The 20,480-nt window shown below is 57.8% G+C and carries 8 protein-coding genes and 1 tRNA gene; 1 reads left to right on the forward strand and 8 read right to left on the reverse strand.

Translation table 11 applies throughout. The features are described 5' to 3' along the window. Positions 1 to 394 precede the first annotated feature (394 nt). The 6 genes from DWX63_RS04990 to DWX63_RS05015 form a co-directional block, all read right to left on the reverse strand. The gene (locus DWX63_RS04990; protein ID WP_117843004.1) at positions 395 to 11,173 is read right to left on the reverse strand and encodes a hypothetical protein; all 10,779 of its coding nucleotides are present in this window, start codon (positions 11,171 to 11,173) and stop codon (positions 395 to 397) included. A gap of 64 nt (positions 11,174 to 11,237) precedes the next feature. After that, a complete protein-coding gene (locus tag DWX63_RS04995) occupies positions 11,238 to 12,224 on the reverse strand; it encodes a hypothetical protein (protein WP_117843005.1) in 987 nt (328 codons plus the stop codon). Between the two features lie 20 nt (positions 12,225 to 12,244). Then, positions 12,245 to 13,057, reverse strand: a complete 813-nt coding sequence (locus tag DWX63_RS05000) for a hypothetical protein (RefSeq protein WP_117843006.1) — start codon at positions 13,055 to 13,057, stop codon at positions 12,245 to 12,247. Beyond that, positions 13,054 to 14,067: a hypothetical protein gene (locus DWX63_RS05005; RefSeq protein ID WP_117843007.1), complete on the reverse strand. Its 1,014-nt coding sequence runs from the start codon at positions 14,065 to 14,067 to the stop codon at positions 13,054 to 13,056. The genes DWX63_RS05000 and DWX63_RS05005 overlap by 4 nt, the downstream gene beginning before the upstream one ends. A gap of 284 nt (positions 14,068 to 14,351) precedes the next feature. Continuing rightward, positions 14,352 to 16,382: a bilirubin reductase, long form gene (gene bilR, locus DWX63_RS05010; protein WP_117843008.1), complete on the reverse strand. Its 2,031-nt coding sequence runs from the start codon at positions 16,380 to 16,382 to the stop codon at positions 14,352 to 14,354. A 368-nt stretch (positions 16,383 to 16,750) separates the two neighbouring features. Then, positions 16,751 to 16,827, reverse strand: a tRNA-Met gene (locus tag DWX63_RS05015). 196 nt (positions 16,828 to 17,023) lie between these two features. On the opposite strand from DWX63_RS05015, the gene DWX63_RS05020 reads away from it, so the two are divergent. Next, a complete protein-coding gene (locus DWX63_RS05020; RefSeq protein WP_117843009.1) occupies positions 17,024 to 17,797 on the forward strand; it encodes a type III pantothenate kinase in 774 nt (257 codons plus the stop codon). A 191-nt stretch (positions 17,798 to 17,988) separates the two neighbouring features. On the opposite strand, the gene DWX63_RS05025 is transcribed toward DWX63_RS05020, so the two are convergent. After that, a complete protein-coding gene (locus DWX63_RS05025; RefSeq protein WP_117843010.1) occupies positions 17,989 to 18,690 on the reverse strand; it encodes a hypothetical protein in 702 nt (233 codons plus the stop codon). Beyond that, positions 18,691 to 20,424, reverse strand: coding sequence for a dihydropteroate synthase (gene folP, locus DWX63_RS05030; RefSeq protein ID WP_117843011.1), 1,734 nt, complete (start codon positions 20,422 to 20,424; stop codon positions 18,691 to 18,693). Positions 20,425 to 20,480: the final 56 nt, after the last annotated feature.

The following is a 20,480-nucleotide window of genomic DNA, read 5'->3' on the forward strand; positions in this document are numbered from 1 at the left end:
GCCACTTCTTAGCCCTAAACGTTTACCTGTTTTCTTACGTGCATGTTAGATAGTAGCATTTTGCTGTTTGCGCGTAGCAGTTAATTGAAAATTGCAACGGTGGCATCTGGACATTTGCCATTAATTTGTAACAGTTCTTTAGGTTTTATTTACGCAGCTAGTTGGCTCGCGGCTCATTGACGGTGTTTTACCAACCAGATTGGTATCTTTTTGTTTGGCTGGTATGGTTTGTGCAATTATTAACCCCTCGTCAGCCCGCATCTAACATGTCAGCTTTCCACTTAACTTTCCAGCTTTCCACCTTAGGTGGTAAGTTAAGTGGAAAGTTGGAAAGTTAAGTGGAAAGCAATAAAGAGAGCGGCAACTGGATGGTTGCCGCCCCGCTTTCTCGAGGTCAGTTGGTCCCGGAGCCGTGCTGAATGCCCTCCGTGTTGATGCGTGCCAGCGTGTACGTCACACAGTCAGAGTGCGCATAGTCGGCGAGGTTGCTGACGTTGACCGGCGTGTCGTTGACACCGCCGCCGGTCATATTGGCCGTAAGCACCAAACGGTAGTTGGCATAGGTTTTTTGGCTTTTACCCTCAGTTTGGCTCTTACCCTCAACATCGGTGTTCACCTTAACGCGGAAGGCATGCGCAAAGGCAAGGCTGTTGTCGTCGAGCGTGGCGAACTTACCGCCAGTCTTGTTGTCGGTAAAAACGTAGCTGTTACCGCTCAAAGAACCCGCGCCCAGCTTGTCGCTACCGAGCACCGTAATATATTTCGAGATATCGCTCACCTCAGCATACTTGCCCGTGTCCTGGCGTTGCTGCAAGCTCAGCGTGTACGTCACCGTGTCGGCATTGGAGATCATGGCCTCGGCACCCGCGAGCTTGGATAAGTCGTATGTCCCCACCAGAGCGATCTCGCCGTCGGCGGACTTGAGGTCATCGATGTTGATGCCCAACTGCGACTTCTTTGAAGCCTCGAGCGCAATAGTCGATGAGCCCACATCCATGCGATAGTATCCAGCGCGACCATCGGTGTATGCCGAGTTGCTACTGGTGCTGAGCGTGTCGGCATGCGTTGAAAGGTACGCGCGGTAGTTGGGCTTGGTGTACTTGTCTTTGCCACTATCCTGCGAAGCGACAATACCGGCCTGGCACGCGGGCTCCGTCATGGTGAGATTCGCCTTCATAGTGATGGTGAACTCGTGGTAGCCATGGCTCTTGGCAGCCTCGCGAATGCCAGAGAGGTCGATGGCGCCGCTGCCATCGGCAAGCACAAGCGACATGTCGCTGCCGGTCTTTGAAGACCAAGACTTGGCCTCAACCGCCGGCTCCTCTGCATCGGCGGGCTTCCATCCATTAGCGCGATTCCACTTGTAGTAGGTATTCCCTACCTGCACGTAGAACGAATACGTGCCCTGGGTTCCAGTCGGGTAGCCATGCGCGCCCGCGGCATTGCCCTTTTCATAGTTCACCAGCGAGGAATCCAGCTGGTAGTAAACCGTATCGGAATCCGTGTACTCCTGATCGCCAAATTTGATGGTGTCTCTCACTTTCATATTGAGCGGATAGGTCGTGTCGATCATCGTCATCTGCTTAGTGCCGGACTCCTGATCCTCCAAGCTATGCGTATAGTTCGACGCCACGCTGTACGTCGAAGCGGTGTTATGGTGATCGTCTTCGTCCAGCCCATTGTCGCCCGTTCGCAACGTGTAGTTAATGCGAGTGTTGACGCTCGTGTTTCCAATCTCCGTGGCGGTGTAGCCGTTTACGCTGGCAGAGTTACTCGGAGTTCGAACTACCAGATAGAAGTTCTCAGTCACCGGGCTCTCGTTGGGAACACTCAACTTATACAGCGTCTTCTTAGCATTAACGTCGGCGGCTGTTTTGGGGCGATAGTATTTGTCGCCAATCTTAGCGGTGGCGTCGTCAACGGTCGTCTCGACCCATGAACCGTTGATGTTATCTTGGCTCGCCGTTACACCGACTTCCTCGCTCAACCAAGGCTCAATGTATTTCTTATTACCGGCATCTGCAAAATCGGACAAACTCACCGAATCTGTTCCACCCGCACCGACCGTATAGTGATATTCCTTGTTGTTATTTGCCGTGTCCACCAGCGTAAGCTGGGTACCAGCCGGCATTGTCCCCTTGGCGCCATCGCCCAAGAACTTGATTTTCTTCTGCAGCGGCCTCATGGAACCGCCGCTCGCAAGGTAGGTATTCCAACCGTAGTTGGTCGTCTTGCCGTACGCTTGGCCGTAGGTCCAAGTGAGATACCCCGTCATGGTTTCGCCGCTACCGATCAGCACGTGCGCGTTGGCACCACGCCCGGTATAGTTGCTCGATTTGAAGTTAGACCCCTCAACAAAGGTGGCCGTAAAGTCAACCTCGAGCATGCGCTTGACGATGATTGGAACCTGCACTTTATAGCTCTGTCCAGCCTCGGTAAAGGTAACGGTCAACAGGGTAAAGCGGCCCTTCTCGTTGTCCCACGTGGATCCGCTCGTGCGGAATTTCATCTTTGAGGAGCCCTGATTTTCAATTGAAACTGTAGGAATGGAGTCCTTATCCCTCACGAAGTGCCCATTCTCGTCGAGCACAAACGTCTCCAGATTTGCGGTCACGTGCTTCGCCGCTGTGCTGTTTAGGCGCTTCGCATCCGAATAGCCACCGTTCGTCACAATATTGAGATAGCTCTCCACCGTCGTGGTGTCACCGCCGGAGAGGACGAGGACGTCGAAGTTCTTGTCTTTATCTACCTTCTTGCTTTCATTGTTACCGTTGAATGATCCAATGCATGATCTCTCATCAAAGCCGCTCGCATCGTTCTGGTATTCACCAGAGTCGTTGCTGCCACCGATGTTGGTATAGGCATAGCTGCCGGACTCGCTCTTGCCGGCCTTAGCCTCGCTCTTGATAGTCTCAACCAGTCCCACATTCGCGCCGTCGCCAAAGAGGTAGCGGTCAGTGGTGTCGAATTCGGACACGCGTACCGCTATTTTGCTTGTAGGACTCGTAGTGACATAGGGAGACGCGGCAACCGTCTCATTGCCGGAGGCATCGTCGTCACTGTAAAGCGTGACATTTTTGTCGGGCGCGGCAAGCGCGTCTTTGTAGTCACCAAACGCAACGTAGGAAACCATATTGATTTGTTTAACCGTGCTTTGGTCCGCAGACGTATCGAATAGCAGCGGCGGAAGGTCATCCCGAGCCTTCTCGTTGCCCGGCTTAATATCAATACCCGCCGCATATATTTTAAGACCGCTCTTAGCATCGCCAAAGAAAACGCCTTGGCCGTTTTTGCCTTGGAAGTCATTGCTATCGAAGAGAACGTTTGCAAGATTGAAGACGCCCCTTCCGTCGCCACCAAGCCCGCCAGAACGGCTTTTGTTGTTGCTGCCTTGTGAACTCTCCCATGCATTCCTGCGGTTTATAAACACGTTGTTCATGATCACCGTGTTTGTGATGCTGAACGTCGGCGCACCGCCCAGAGAGCCGTTGATGCCGCCAGCATATGAACTACTAAAAGTATTGCCGCTAATCACAACGTTGTTGCAGACCACTGAAGGCGAATTGGATATGCTGCCGGAGATTCCTCCGGACACTTCTCGGGACTCAATGTCGATGTTGCTCACTTCGCAAGAGTCGAACTTGAACTCATTACCGCCTGTTACATAGCCCACGATGCCGCCAACGTTCTTAAGAGGGTCCGCGTTTGCCGCACCAAGCACCGGCTTTATCGTCGTATCGCTCGTCACAACAAGCTTGTAGGCACATACGTTGCCCTTTGCCTCACCGATGAAGCCACCAACCCCACTCGTTTTGCCAGCATTCGAGGGTACCTTTACCGAGACGTTCTTAATGGTTGCCTTCCCACCGGCAATCGAATCTGTGGTGGTCGGATCCGCATTCACATACACCGCGCCACCGCTAACACCAATTACGCCGCCCGCCCTTGGATCGGTTGACATCGACTCAATCGTAGAATCTCTTGCAATATCCTTATCGCTCGTCGTCCAAACACCACCCTGCGAGCCCTCATTGAGTTTGCCAACGAAGCCGCCGGTGTTTTGCCCGCCATTGACAGTCATTCCGTCATACGAACAATCGTAGAGTTTAACCGGGGACGGCTGTCCGCCCGTTCGATTGACCATCCAGGTGATATCGCTCTTGTCAGTGCTGCGAGCTCCATAGCCCGACGCACCAATTAGGCCGCCGACATTGGTGGGCCCGTTCACGCCGCATTTCGTCATCTCGACCGTGCCGTATTTTCCGTAACCCTCGAGCGAGTTCGCGTTTGCCGTGGTGCCCGCGAGCAGGCCGACACCAATCTGCCCAGCAAAATCCGGCGTCGTAAGCGACGGGAGATTCTTATTCTCGCCTGTTGCAGCCGGGCTGTACGTTACATATCTAAAGGAAATGTTGCAGTCGTCGAACTTTAGGTTCTGGACGGCATAGCCGCCGTTGCCCGTAGCGTCAGTGCCGTCTGCTGCCGGAGTGCCGATGCTCTCCGACACGTTGGTCGAGGTGTACGTTACGGTGCCAAAGAGAGCACCCACTCCGGTGAGTTTGTAATTGTCGTCGGTGTACTCCGTGATGTCATACGGATTCTTATCGCTGCCATCGCTTCCATTACTGCCCACTTTGATAGTTGCGCCGTTGCCGTTGATGCACGCGACAAGCGGCACGATGCGATCTCGGTCGGCGCCATTGGCGGATGCACACGCGTTTGAGTAGTAACGTCCCGAGAGACCCGTGTAACCCGTACCGTAAGGCGTCATGTCATAATCAATGTCCTTGTCCGTGTTCACGAACTGCAAATCCATTCCCGAGACCTGCGCGGTGCAGATGTAGCCCGTCTGCCACGTTGCGTATTTCTTTACTAGGTAGGGGGAGTTAACGCCCGAGCCATCGCCTGCGTATTCGAGCGCGTTATCCTCTGACTGGATACCGGGGCTTTTCATGTCATCGCTTATCGCATTAGCAAAGTCTTCAGCAGCACTCAACGGCTTTCCAACGTACGCATAGCTCGCGTTGCGCACTTTGCCGTAATTCTGATTGCCGAACTTGTATCCCTTTTTGTTCGGCGGCACATTTCCACCCAAATACGCCCTCGAGCCAGCGTAGGTTCCATAGCTGGACGCATGCACTTGGTCTGGAGCTGTCGTATTCGCCGAACCACCGGCCGCGCCGCTGCTGATGATGGCCGAAAGTACGAGCAGTCCCTGCGAGTCATTGACGGTTGTGGTTATGGCGAGGTTATTATTGGTGCCATCTCCCCTATAGCGGCCCTGCGTTTCACCCGTCACGATGCAGTTCGTATCCGAGACATCAAGATTGTTTACCTTGTAGTTGCGATCAGTGTTGTCGAGACTCTTACCAGCGGCAAGCTCGCTGAACGCATAGCCATCGATTACGCGGCCAACATACGGGTTGTCATAGAGAGAAGTGCCGGCGCTATGCCAGGCGTTAAGGGCGCCATCGCCACTCGAAGAATTGCGGAAGATGACGCCGCCACCCGCAACAGCACCAACGTAGCCGCCAACGGGCACAAGGTGCGCGCCGCCATTATCGCCTGTTGCCCCAGCAACGCTAAAGCCACCAGACGCATTCACCGACACGCCATCGATGATATTGTCACCGCCCATGATGCAACCGATCACGCCGCCAAAGAACGCGCCCGGCACACCAGATGTATCTTTATTCTTATATGCAATTGAAGCTGCCGTGCCCGAATATTCAATGTTCAGGTTGCTCACAACGCTGCCGTAGCTATACGGGATCAATCCGGAAAGCGCAGTCGCGCCTTCTGGCTTGTTAATCTTGATGGTCGCTAAACCGCCGCTTCTCAGATTGCCGACAATAACCCCCCTGAACGGGTTGTCCTGATTGCCCAAACCCTGGAAAGCAGCGGTATCGAGCACAAGTGTATCGGCGCGGGTTCCCTTGCTATCAACCGGCTCGATACTGTAGTAGGCGCTCTGGAGATAGCTGTGCATCGTCGCATCGTCAAGCGTATCATTGGGGTCAGTGGTACCTTCCCTTGTCTTCTTCTCCCACGTTTTTTTCGCCTGTTTGTAGACGTACGTCACTTCGTTGCCAGTATCCTCGCTGGGCGAACGACGCTGACATAACTCTTCCTGATTGGCTGCAATCGTAACTTCCCAGCCATCGATTGCATTTTGTGTGTTGATATACTCGGCAACCGTGTTGAGCTCTGACGCTTTGGTTATGGCATAGGGGTCGCCATAGGTACCGCAGCCTGTCGTAAGCTTGGGCACGCGCTGGTTAACTTTGATTTCGTGGTATTGGACTTTGTTTTCGTTGACATTGCCCTTTTTCACATACGGGAGATAACCACCGAATTGCGGAGTATCCGCATTTGCCTCTTTGTTGTCAACGGTGACGAGGCCAGCGCGGGTCCCATAGGTGCTCTCGTTGTAGTACCAGAGTTGCTTACCGGAGTATTCGCCCTTCGAGTCGATCTCGCTGCCGAATGTGACCTTCTCGTTTGTCTGGTCATCCTTCATAAAGGTATACACCGCCGAGCCGGTCTTCCCCTCGCCGTAGCCAAAGCTCTCAAGCAAGCTTGCGCGGGTGAATATCGAGCTATCCGCTGCACTGGGGAGACTGATCGCGCTGAATGTTGCCGTCACCTGGTCGGCCGCACTGCCCACACCAAGCCTACCGAACAGCGATGTCGCCGCCTTGGTACCTTTTTCGTACCCCTTGGTTGAGATATTCGTTGCGTTCAGATTCACGTACGTCTGCATCTCGTTGATGAGCAGAGGAGCGTAGCTGGTTTTATCGTTCACGTCATCGACGGTCAAACCATCAAGCGTAAGATTGTTGATAGAAATCTGTTTGACCGAATTCGAACCACCGTATATATAGCGGCACACCAAAGCACCTGACGCGGTGCCGCCAGGCCCCGCCTTACTCGTATCACCGTCGTTAACCGCAATTCCGATAGTGCCACCCAGCGTGACATTGCTTACCGTGAGGTTCGCATTAATCGTACGCAAAAGTCCGCAGTGCATGTTTTCATGCTGCGTTCCAGCTGAGTTGGATTTATTGTTGGCGAACTCAGACTTGATATTCGCGTAGCAAAATCTAACATTCACGTTTTGTACGATTACCTGCCCCTTCGGCTGTGCCGGATAATAGCTATAACCGCTTAAATCGATAGTTTTTTGTTTTGAACTTGTACCGCCGTTGATATAGACCGTATTGCTATTCAGACCAGCGTTAACTCCAGTCATTCCAGGAGCAACGTATTTCTGTATGTCGGCAGGCGCATAACGGCATGCAGACCACAAGAGAAGCTCTTCCGGAGCAGTGAGTTGGACAGGTTTTTGCGCTGTATAGTCTTTGCCGTTGGTGCTGAGGGCGTTGTATGCACGGTCAAGATTGTAGTAATACCTCGTCCACGCATTCGTGTTGTGGTCATTGCCGAAATCAGAACGGTTGTGATAGCTGTTGTCATTTCCCGGCTCGCCGCCCATGTCGAGCTTGCCGTCATTAACGTCGTCTTTGGTATGAAGTGAAACAACCGCGTTCCATTCGCCGTCCATGAGCTTGCTGCCCGGCTTTCGGCCATTGCCCACCCACTCGTCGAAGATCGTTACGCTGGGCGCAACGACGGCATCCTCGTCGCTGGGAACCTTATAGGCAGTTTCCCAATAAGCCCTGTCTTCCAGGTACAAGCCCGTATAGGGCTCGGAGCCATATGCTCCAGAAGCAACCTTGCTGCCACGACCAACGAGCAGGCCAAGCATTGTAGCTTGGACGGCATTAATGGTTGCGCCCGAAAGGTCGATGGCATAGTCGTTGATAACCCAGTGACCGCTGGCTGCGTATACGAGGCCGCCGAGTTCACCTGAATTGTTTGCGGTTATAGAAGCGTTGTTCGTCTTGAGAGCATACGTGCTGTCGCTGGTGTTTTTGGTGCTATCCCCGATGGTAACTACAGTATTGCCCCAGCTATAGCCAAGAAGACCACCGGCTCCGTTCTTCGCATCGCCGTTCTTGCCCACGGTCATGGTGAACGAGTCGAACGAAAGCCCTGTGATGTTGACGTTAGTCGTATTCGCCGCGGTGCCCTGAGTGATGCAGCCGATGAAGCCACCGACCTGGGCTTTCTTATCGCTCGCGCTATCGCCCGCAGTAATCTTCCCACCGATTTCGAGACTCGCCACATTGGCAGTAGCGACAATGTCCGCCACATAGCCAACGGCTCCGCCGATGCGCGTGTTACCGTTGAGAGTGTCGCCCGTTTTGACGGTCGCTTGCGCCTTTGTCCTGCCGCTTGTGTTGCCGCCACCGAAAGTAACGGTTCCGGCGCCCGACATGCTACCCGCAATGCCGCCGATGTTAACATCGTTGCCAAACGAATCGTCGCAGGTAATCGCTGCGCTGCACGTAACACCGTTGAGCGTTGCATTACCCGTGATGGTCGCCGCAAGCGAACCGGCGTCGACGCCTAAGCCGTTATCAAACTTAATGGAACCATCGACGGTGAGTTTATTCACCGTCGCGATCTGGTTATTCGCCGTCGCGCCGCCGATGGCGGCAAAGAGGCCCAGACGGCTGTGACGGTAAATCTTTCCATTGCCGGCGGATGCGTCGTTGGGCGCAATCGCATTGTCACCGCGCATGCCGTACGGCTCGCCAATGCCAAGGATGATCGTATGACCGTTGCCATTAAACGTTCCCTGAAATATCTGAAGATTGCTAGCGCTATCGAATCCAAGGCCCCCAATGCCCGTACCCGACAGATTAATGTTGCCGCTGAGGCTGATAGTCACATCGGATCCCAAGAGCTGACCCCTATTGCCAGGGTTTAATCCGTACACGCCGTTCCAAAGCGCGCCAAACTGAAGCGAGAGGGCAAGGCACGCGAAGTCCTTCTCGTTCGCAATCACCAGCTCTCTGTTGCCGTCGGTCCAGCTCTGTCCATAGCCAACTTGCCAGCTCCAGTCGGTCCTCGAAGGTCCCTCAAGCTTGTGCTCGTCCATATTGATTTTGATGAGGTCTTTTTGCAGCTTCGTTCCATCAAGCCTAACGACCTCACCATAGCCGCAATCAGCGTTTTGATCGCTACCCAAGTCATCGATTTTCGTCGCAGGACAACGCTTATAATCCCAGTAATCGGCGTTGTCGGCATCTGCGGGAACACCATCTCTTCCCGTTCCGCGAGCAAACACGAGCGTTGGGTTACTCGAGCTAACGTTCGTGATTTGAGAAACAACTTTCTTGCCGGTAAAGCTCTTTTCAGGAGCAAACTTCATGCCCGAAAAATCGGTCACGCCGCCCAAACGAATCGCAGAACCCCAGCTTTCAGCGGCAATACCCGCGCCATTTTCAATCGTGCCCTCGTTTTTGACGGTCACTCCATTGATATCAGCAATGCTCCTGTTGTCGATGCAGCCCGCAACGCCACCGAAGCCCTTGCTCGACTGAAGCAGCTTGGTGCAGTTGACTTCAGCGTTCTTGACTTCAAGCGTCGCACCCGTACCGCGGCCCAGCCAACCGACAAGGCCACCAGCAAAAGTCGGAGTAGCTTTGAGCGCAAACTCCGTTGTAACGTTCTCGATATGAAGTGGTTTCGACTTGTCGCATCCCGTCACCGAACCGACAAGGCCACCGAATACCGCGGTGCCTCCTCCATTGCCGTAGATGCTCTTAAAAGTTCCGCCATTGAACGATACGGTCGTTGTCGAATCAATAAAGTTCAACTTACCGATAGCGGCACCAACGCCGTTCGACTCGCTGCCCTTGCCCAAAAGCGTCACGCCGTTGCTCGTATCGATTTGGTCGTTGTTGGTAAATTTAACCGAGTTTGCGAAGCTCACCTCACCGATAAAACCACCGGTGTTCATGCTGTTTGCATTACCAACAGAAGCGGGGCAGGAGAACTTCTTGCTGTCCGCGCCAAGCGTGAGTCTAGTCGCCTTACCGATGAAGCCACCACTGGCAGCGGCGCCGGCAACACTGAAGTTGGAAAGGTCAATCGGATTAGCGAGCGAAACAGTCACGCCGTCCTCGCAGAGGCCAATGAGGCCGCCGGCGCTGGCCCCATCTTTAGTGGTAGCAACAGTCTGCGTCCCGCTCAACGGCAACCCCTCGAGCTTATTAATGGTAAAAGACGCATTTGCCTTTACAGTGTTCGCCAGCAAGCCAATGTTACCCGTGTTCGAGTTGATATCCACTGCAAGGGTCTTGCCGGCATCAACCGAATAAGTCGCTTCGAGCGTGAGGACCCCATCCACCTCACCCATCAACGGCGATGTGAGTTTCGCCTTTCCTTCTTTCACATTGGCGACTGCTACATTGGCAACGAGCGTTTGACCATTGCCATTGATTTTAGACGCGATAACAGGCTGGGCATCCGAGCCCTTCCATGTCACCGTCACCGCTTTATTATCATCGTTAAGCTTGATGTTATTAAAGAGGGTATGGCTCACGACAAGGGTGCTCCCCTTCATGTTAAGCAAGCCTTTGAAGGGGGCGCTGCCACCGCCAAAGCCCCCAAATTTCAATTCTCCATCCTTTGCACTATCCAGGTTGAACTCACCGCCCGTATTTGGGCTTCTGACGATTGCGGCATTCTGGTAAACAGCTGGATTAGTGTTAGATATTTTGATGAGGTCGGACTCATTGGCAAACACAATCTGTGTAACGGTGCCGTTTTCCTCGGTAATATTTGTAACGCCTGCGGCTTTTAGATCTTCAACAGTGTTGTACTTATACGTAGCATCCGCCTGCGCAGCAGCATCTGCGTCCGCGTCATCCGCATGCTCTTCGTCGGCGGCGTCATCGGCAGGCGCATCGTCTTGGGATACGTCGCCCTCCGCCGGGGCACCATCGCCGCCGGCTCCATCGGTCGTGGAATCCTGCGAATCGCCGGTGTTGGTTGAGCCGTTGCCGCCCTCGGTAGTGCCTGCATCGACACCCGGAGTTGCTGTGGTGCCATCAGATGGTGCCTGGTCAGCATCTTCCAAGACAGTGGCCACGGCATCCTGTACGGAGCGGGCAGTATTGCCCGCGGCGCGCGCAGCGGAGACGGACGCCTCCATAACGGCGTCGAGCTCTTGCGCGAACACCTCCGTGGAGGGCGCGAGCGCCTGGAAAATCATGATCGCAGTCAGGCATGCGGTTGTTATGCGCTTTGCCGTTCTCATCTGGTCCTACCTCGTTCTATCTCATGCCCCGTGCGGGGTCTCAAAATCACCGATTGCGGTTGGCCTACGCAGATCCACACGTAACGCCGATGTCATCGCCCCAGTTGCCGGGTGCGGTATCCGTCGCGCGGTAAAAAGTAATAATCTCCGACCCGGGCTCCATAGTGAACGTGACCGCCCTTTTATTTTTATTAACGATCGCGTCGGAATGATTTGTCTCAAAAAACGGGTCAAGCTCAACCTTGTCGCCCCATGTAAGCTCGACCTTTGTTGGGGCGCCCGTAACCGTCACGCGGTAGTTATATGCGTCAAAGTTGCCAATGCTATCGCTTTTGTCGACCCACTCGCCCGAAACGCCCGAGGCCGCTACCTCCGCACGCTCGGCGGGCGCAATCTTGGCCGCGAGCCATTTAAGGTTGGTTCCGGGGCTGTTGGGGCCAACCTGGGCCTTGACCGTGAAGGATGCCTTGTTGAGGTCCGCCTGGGCAAACGTAACCGTATAGGTATACATGGTTGCCTTGTTGGCAGGGAAGGAAAGGTTGACCGTGCCGTCCGTCGCCAGCGCGGGCGTACCGTTAACACTCCAAGTACCCGTCGTGCCCGTCGCCCTCACGCTCAATGTTGCATTGACGTCCTTGTCGTTAACCTTGTTCTTGTCGCCCAGTAGATGGTTGTAAATGCGAAAGGTAAAGGAGCAGTTTTCCCCACTCGTGTCGGCGATGACGCTTCGGACGGCAATTTCCCCGTCATTTAGGTTCTCGCTCGTATAACCCGTGAGCATGTCCGAGGCAAACAGCGCCCGCGACGTGCCCGAAACGGCAACCGACTTAAGGAAGTCGCCCGCCAAAAAGGCCGTGTAGGTAAGGTAGGTACCCGTCACAATCGCGACGGCGCACAGCAGCACTGCAACCGCCCACAGACGCTTGCGCGCTTTGGAAGCAGGGGCCGCCGACTCCGCCAAGCGAGACTTCGCCCTAGAATCATCGGCCTGCGCAAAGTGCTTGCCAACAGGCCTTGCGATTTCATTTTGCTCATTCTTGTCTTTCTTCATCAGGCGCCCCTCCCTTCCTGCTACTGGTTGCCGTTCGTGCCGCGAGCGATTAGGTACACCATGTCGGTCTCTTTGACGTTTGAGATGTTTTTGGTGCCGTCCGCGCTGGGCACAACACCTGGATTCCACGTACATTCGATGATGAAGTTCGTGGCGGCGTTGGCTTTTGTACCATCCCAGCCGTCCAAATATTTTTGTTGGAACGTGTGGCAACGGTAAAGCGGGCGGGCGTTCTGCTGGACTTTGTCATAAGTACCGTAAGTCGGATCGTTTGCCTCAAGCTCTTTAGCCAACGTATTTGTCTCGTCAGCGGGGTTAATAAAAGTAAACGTAATCGGGGTGCCCGGGTCCTTCTTGCTCCATGAGTAGATGCGGTTGAGCCCGTCGAGACCGACCACATCGCCCGTCGTTGTCGACGGGTCGTTGACCGTCACGCGGTACACGTTGATTGTCAGCCCCGTGATATTCGTGGTATTTGCCACCTGCAGCTCAAACGCCTGGCCAGCGCCGGGATTATCGTCATTGTCACTCTGCACACAAAACGCGCGCCGGATAGTCACCGTGCCATCGTCGTTCATCACATCGCCGCGCGACTCGTCATACGAAATCTCGATGGGCTCAATGGCCGTCTGGTTGGGACCCAGCACCTTGAGCCGTGCCGGCGTTTGGATCTTGCCCACCGTAGACAGACTTTTGCTGCCCACAAACCACGAGAGCGATAGGCCAATTACAAGAACGATTGCCGCCAAGAGCACCAAAACCACAAGGGCTTGTGCGCGATGGTTATCTATCCAATTGTGGGCGTCGTCGAGGCGCGTTTGCATGGTACTCATGAGCTCACGCCCTCCTGAGCGCTAATTCTAAGTTGGATGTAATCGACCTTATCGCCGATCTGCTCATCCGCATTGTTGTACAGCGCCGAGCAAATGGCGGCATCGCTGGAGGTCATGCTGGCCGAAACCGTGGGAGCGCTGGCGGCTGGCACGTCACTTGCCGTGCCGAAGAAGTAGTTCGTTTTGTTCGCGTTCATATCCGCTTGCAGAGCGCCGTAACCGTAGTCGGTCGTCTTGTCGGCCGGCGCAAACAGATTCTTGTAGTAATTGGTGTTGCCCGTAAGGACAAAGTTCTGGAAGTACTCCGGCCACACCCAGTACAGGTTCACGTCTACTGACTCTGTGGTCTCGCTCGACCCCTTCTTGCAAAATTTGCTCTTGGGAATCTCGATCTTGCTATCGGACACGCGCCCCGAGTAGTATCCGTTCTGGTCGCAGCTCGTAAAGAACAGCAAATGGCCCTTAGCCAAGCCAAGGAGCGTTTGTGCATCAGGCGTCAGCGCTTTTCCGTCCTCAACAACGACATTGCCCGTGACTTTAAGCACGCGTGACAAGTTAATCGTGACTCCGTTCAGGTCATCCACCAGCGGCTTTACCGTAAACGTAATCTTGCCGCGAGCACCCGGGTACAGAGAGCCTGCGGTCTCGTTGTTCAGGTTGGAGGTGAGCGTCACCGTCATGGCGTCGGCCGTATCTAGGTCGGCGATAGTTTGCTTTTCCTCGGCCGTGCGCTCGTAATAGCCCACGTGGGCGTTGGACTCGCCCTCGCCCTCGGCGGTCAGCGTGTACCGATCCGCCTTCGCCCCGATCGTACTCCCCGTGGCGCTCACGCGGTTGTTCGCGGCAAACCAGGCCAGGCATGCAAAGATGGCAACGATGGCGGCCAGAACAAACAGACCGCTCACCAGGAAATCCTTCCAGAAATCCTTGAGGGTCCGCACATGCTCGTCGGCAGCTTGGCGGTACTCGGCCGCAGTCTTGTGCTGCTGGAGCTCGCTATGTCGGTCCATGCCACTCATCGTTTACGCTTGCCCTGCTCGCGGGCGTGCCATCCTTTCCGCTTGGTTGCGCTCAGCCTATTGCTCGTAGGCATAGAATTCAGGCAGAATACAACACCATACGATAAGGTAAAAGAATAGCATTGACCTGCGGTTTACTCCACAGCGCAAGCCTTAATGATGTCTTAAAAGTCAAACCCTTGATGCAAGGGAACCAGGGACGCTCTTATTGGCAAAAAAGCGGGGAGCACCGATACGGCACTCCCCGCCCACTCAATACGCGATAGCTTTCTTGCTTAAAGCTCGTTGGCCGCGTGATACGCCGTGCGAATGGCGCTCGCGATGTCGGCGGTGCGCTCGCCCGAGCAGTCGCCCACGCAGGTCACGGGCACCGTCACGCCGTCCAGGTCAAACGCGTTGGCCTTGGAGCCCACGGCCATCACCACGTAATCGCAGGCGATCTTCACCGGCTCCTCGACGCCGTCCTCGGCGGTGCGAACGGCCTCCACACCCTCGTCGGTAATGGCGGTCAGGCGGGTCTTCACGTGCTGTTCCACGTTGTGCTCTGCAAAGTCGCTCATGATCAGCGGCAGAATGGTCTCGGACTCGCCCGCGGCAATCTTGTCGAGCATCTCCACGATCGCCACCTCGCAGCCGTGCTGCAGCAGGTACTCGGCAGTCTCGGTGCCCACCAGGCCACCGCCAATGACGGCGACGCGCCCGCTGAGCTCCACCTTGCCGGCCAGCACGTCCCAGCTCGAGACGACCTTCTCCGAGTCGGCGCCCGGAACGGGGATGACCACGTCGTGCGCGCCCACGGCCACAATCGCGGCGTCGGCGGCGTTGAGGTCCTCAGCGGTAGCGGCATGGTTGAGCTCAACCTTCACGCCCAGGCCAGGCAGAATCTTCTCGTAGTACTCGACCGAGCGCATAATCTCGTCCTTGCGCGGAGGCGCAGCAGCCAGCACAATCTGGCCGCCCAGATGATCGCTCGCCTCGTAGACAGTCACGTCGTAGCCGCGCTTGGCCGCCACGCGCGCGGCCTCCAGGCCGGCGATGCCGCCGCCCACCACGGCGATCTTCTTGTCGCCCTCGCCCGGCTTAATGGCGATGGTCGCCTCGTCGCCGTTCTCGGCGTTGAGCACACACGAGATGTACTTGCGGTTTTGAATCGCGTCGACGCAGCCCTTGTTGCAGTTGAGGCACTCGCGAATGGGCTCACCCGTGGCGGCCTTCAGTGCAATGTCGGGGTCGCACATGAGCGAGCGGCCGTAGGCGATGATATCGGCCGCGCCGTCTTCCAGAATCTTCTCGCCGGCCTCGACCGAAACCACGCGGCCGACGGTTGCCACCGGCACGGAGATCAGGGCCTTGACGCGCTCGGCCACGGGCAGAGTCCAGTTGTAGGGCATGGCGCCCATGGGCGGAATGGTGTCGCCCATGTTGCCGGTGTGGTTGGCCTGTGCGACCTGGATCATATCGATGCCCGCGCCCTCGAGCAGCTTGGCGAACTCGCAGGCCTCGTCGGGCTGCAGGCCGCCCTTGCCGCGCGGCGTGCCGTCGGGGTTCTCCATGATCACAGGGAGCTTGTACTCCACCATCAGCTGCGGTGCGGCTTCCTTAATGGCAGCGACGACCTCCAGCGCATAGCGAACGCGGTTCTCGAACGAGCCACCGTACTCGTCGGTACGCTTGTTGAGGATCGCGGAGCACAGCGAACCCACCAGGCGGTCGCCGTGGACCTCGATGGCGTCGATGCCGGCCTGCTGCGCGCGGGCGGCCGAGGCGGCGATAGCCTCCTTGATCTGGGTGAGTTGCTCCACAGTGGCCTCGTTCACAAAATGCTGCATGTCGTGGTGCAGCTTGGCGTAGGCCTGGTTGCGGATCTCGTTGGACTCGGCCATCTTGGCGGCAAAGGTCTCCTCGTCGCCGGCGGCCTTGGCCTCCTGCGCGGCCTTGGCGGCGGCCATGGAGCCCATGACCATGCGGCCGACGCCGGGCACGTCGTACTCGGGGTGGAACAGCTGCAGCGCGACCTTGGCACCGTGCTTGTGGACGGTGTCGGCCAGCGCCTTAAACGTGGGGATCTGGGCGTCGGTCGCCAGCTTGGGCGTGGGGCTCGCGGTCATGACGGGAGCGACGTCGCCAATGACGATGTAACTCACGCCGCCGCGGGCCAGGCGCTCGTAAAAAGCCAGGCTGCGCTCGCCAATGGAACCGTCGCGCTCCTCGTAGCCGGTGGTCAGCGGCGGGAACATAATGCGGTTTTTGAGCTCAAGGGGCCCAACCGTAATGGGCTGGAGCAGCTTGGATGCAGGTGCGGTCATGGATATTCCTCTCTTGTAGGCGCGGCGGCGATGATGCCGCGTAGTTGTCTAAAGGATATGGCATGGGAGCACGGGAGTACAACGAAAAATCGGCGGACAGCAGGTAGCGGCAGGTGGATGGGGCGGGGCCGGCTGCCGGTTTGTCTCGATCTGTAACAACAACTCGGCAAAATCCGTCCCTCGTGTTACAGATTTAGACAAACGGAGACCGTCCTGCCGAAAGATCTCAATCTGTAACACCTAGCCGCCCAAATCGGGTCTAGATGTTACAGATCGAGATTTTGTTTGAGAGGCCGAGAATTGGACCGAAAATACGGTCCCGGAATAACAAAAAAGCTCGCCGGCTAGGCCGACGAGCTGCAAGTTCTTGGTCGCGGGGGCAGGATTTGAACCTACGACCTCCGGGTTATGAGCCCGGCGAGCTACCAGACTGCTCCACCCCGCAATGTCTGGGCGCCTCATGTGCGCAAGAAAGAATATTACGTGAGAGTTCGGTAAACGGCAAGGAAAATCTCGTAGAGCATAATTCCTTCATATTTAAACCCCTCAGCCCCTATCACCGTGAACGAATCGAAGCCGAGCGCCGCCGACGGCACGTATACAATGGTGCGCGTCCTTTTACGCCGACACCTGGAGTAGACATGCTGCTCGCTATCGATATGGGAAACACGCAGACGGCCATGGGTCTGTTTGACGGAGACGAGCTGGTGCAGTCGTGGCGCATGCCCACCGACCGCTCCTATACCGCCGACGAGATCCACGTGCGTCTGATGGGCTTCTTTAAGATGTACGACCTCTCGCTCGACGCGGTCGACGCGATCGCCTTCGCCGGCGTGGTGCCGCAACTCTCGCGCGAGTGGCACACCGTGGCCAACCGCATCGCGGCAGACGCCATCGTCATTGGGCCGCAGACTGCCGCCGTGACCAAGCTGCGTGCGGCACGCCCTCAGGCCGTTGGTGCCGACCGCATCGCCAACGCCGTCGCTGCCGAGACCTTCTACGGCGCCCCAGCGATCGTGGTGGACTTTGGCACCGCAACCAATATCGACGTCATCGACGAGGACGGCTATTACATTGGCGGAGCGATTGCGCCGGGCATCCGCATTTCGATGGACGCGCTCGCCGCCCGAGCCGCCAAGCTCGCTAGCGTTCCGCTCGAGGCGCCCGAGCACGCCATCGGCCGCGATACCGAGGAGTGCATCAAGGTCGGCGCCGTAACGGGCGCCGCCGCCATGGCCGAGGGCCTGGTCGCGCGCATGAAGCGCGAGCTGGGGCGCGAAGACGCCACCGTTATCGCCACGGGCGGCCTCGCCAGCATCGTTGCCGATTCGACCGACGCCTTCGACATAGTCGACGGCCAGCTCACCATTAAGGGCATCTGCGAAATCTACCGCCGCATGCAGAGGCTGGGGTAAGGCGGGGTTTAAGTCGAGCGCGAGCGGCGAACTAGGCAACGCATCGGTCCTATTCCTCAAAATCGAAAATTTTTCAGTTTTGAGGAATAGGAAGCTGGCGAACCATTCCCCCAGACAGGCGAAAACCCTCCCCGGCGCGTGCCGAGAAGGGCTTTGTTGTCGTCGCTATCTTTTGCTGTGGGCGCCGCGCGCTACAGCCCGCGAATGCGCACGGCCTCGGGCGGAAACTCTTGCTCACCGGCGTCAGTCTTAATGGTCGCGCGACCCCAGATGTCCAGGCCCGCAAACACGCCGACCGCGAGCGGCAGGCCGTTGGGCGACACCGCCGCGACCTGACGACCCAGCAGCGGCACCATATCGAAGTACTCGCCCAGCACCGGGGCCAGCGGGCCGGCAGCGCCCTGTGGTGTGTTGGCGGCAACCGCCCAGGCGTCAACGCGAGCGAGCACCGCCGCGGCCAATGCCTCGACCAGTACCTCGTCGCCCATATCCACGCCGAGCTCGTCCAGTGCCGAACGCTCAATATCCACCGTCACCGCGGCAAACATGCCCGCGGCACCGGCACCGCCGTTGACGGCGACGCGCGCGAGCGACGTCTCAAACGCAGGCGCGCCGCACACGATGTCACTCGGCCACTGGATGCCCACCTTGCCGGCAAGTCCCAGGCCCGGCGTTGCGGCCGTGCCCGCGAGCGCGTCCATCATGCCCATTGCGGCCACAAACGGCAGACCGTGGAAGGCGTGCATGTTCACATCGGGGCGCACGACCAGCGAAAACGTCAGCGATGCATCGCCCGCGCTCCACGCGCACCGGCCCGCGGACGCACCCTCGCGGCCCGCGTCACGCGCCGCGTCGAGCTCGGTACCGGCGGCAACAGCATTCATCTCAATCATCTACATACGCCCCAATTCGCCCACGATATGGCCCACGCGGTCCTCGGGCTCCTTGACCTCGACACCGTTGTAGCGGAAGAACCGCGCCGGGTCGTGCATCAGGTCCTCGAGCGGCACCAGCACAAAGTCGCGCTCGCCGATCAGCGGATGCGGCAGGCGCAGCTTCTTGCCGCCGTGGGTCTCGCCGTCCATCCACAGCAGGTCCAGGTCGATGGTGCGCGGGCCGTTTGCCTTGGCCTTCTTGGAACGGTCGCGGCCCAGCTCGGCCTCGATCTTCATGAGCTCGTCAAGCAGCACCAGCGGAGCCAGCTCGGTCTTGATCTCGATGACGGCGTTGGCAAACGCGTCCTGGCGCGTCTCGTAGGCCGGCTCGCTCTCGTAGATGCGCGAGCAGTTGGACACGCAGGTGAGCGGGATCTCGGCAATCATGTCGCGCGCAGCGCGGATGTTGTCGCAGCGATGCCCCAGGTTGGAACCCACGGCCACAAACGCGCGGCGCGGCTGCGGCTTGGCAACGGCCCAGTAACCGTTCAGGAACTGCGCGAAGCCGGTGACGTCGTGCACGCGCACGATGTTGGCACCGGCCTGGATGGCGCCCAGGCACACGCCAAACGTGGCGGCATCGCGCGCGGCGGCCTCGGTCACGCCCGAGACGGCGCCCACAAAACGCTTGCGCGACACGGCGCACATGAGCGGATAGCCCAGCGATGCCATCTTGGCGGTCTCGCGCTGGATGACGATATCCTCGTTGGCCGTCTTGCCAAAACCCGGGCCGGGATCGATGCAGATGCGGTCGCGCGACACGCCGGCATGGATGAGCGTGCGGGCCTGGTCGGACAGAAAGCCCATGACGCGGCGCATGATGGGCGCCGAATCGGGCAAGGTAAAGCGGCGGAGCTGCGAGGTGGGCACATAGGCTTCCTCACGGCGGGCACTGCGGCGCATCATGGCGGCCAGGTGGTCGCTGGGCTCTGGTGTGACTTCGGTAGCTGCGGGCACGGCCTCGGGCGCAACGGCAGCAGGGGCAGCCTGCTCGGTAGCCGGCGTCTCTGACTCGGCAACAGGCTCGGGCGTGGGCTCTGATTCGCCAAACGGCAGCGAGGGCTGCACCACGCCACCCGGGAGCTTTGCCTCGGGCTTGGGGTCGCCCAGCAACTTGCCGCGACGGCGACGGGCTGGCTTCCCGGCCTCGCGCGCGGCCTCGGCGGCCGCCTCGCGCGCCTTCTCGGCAACAAACGCCGCGGCCGAGGTGTCAAGCTGCACCGTCGCGTGCGTGCGGGCGGGTGCGGCGACCTCGCCGGCGTGCATTACGATAACGCCGCAGGTGCTCGTCTTAACGAACTCGACCATCTTGGGGTCGGTGAAGCCCGTCACATCGTTGACAATCGAAGCACCGCAGCGCACCGCCGCCTTGGCAACCGCCACATGACGCGTATCGATCGAGACGATAGCGCCCTCTTTGGCGAGCGCGCGCACGACGGGCAGCACGCGACGTGCCTCCTCGTCGGGGTTGACCGGGGTAAAGCCGGGGCGCGTGGACTCGCCGCCCACGTCGATGATGTCGGCGCCGGCATCGAGCATCGCCAGGCCGTACTCGATGGCGGCATCCGGGTCGAAGTGCTCCCCGCCGTCGCTAAACGAATCGGGCGTCACATTGAGGACGCCCATGATGCGCGGACGATCAAAGCTGAGCTCGTACTTTCCGCACCGCCATGTCTTGCTGTCGTTCGCCATGAACATCCTCCTAAAATGCCCACGCCGCCGCGCTTGGGCGCTGACGGCGGGGTCGC

The sequence above is a fragment of the Collinsella sp. AF20-14LB genome, from assembly GCF_003459505.1.
Lineage (GTDB): Bacteria > Actinomycetota > Coriobacteriia > Coriobacteriales > Coriobacteriaceae > Collinsella.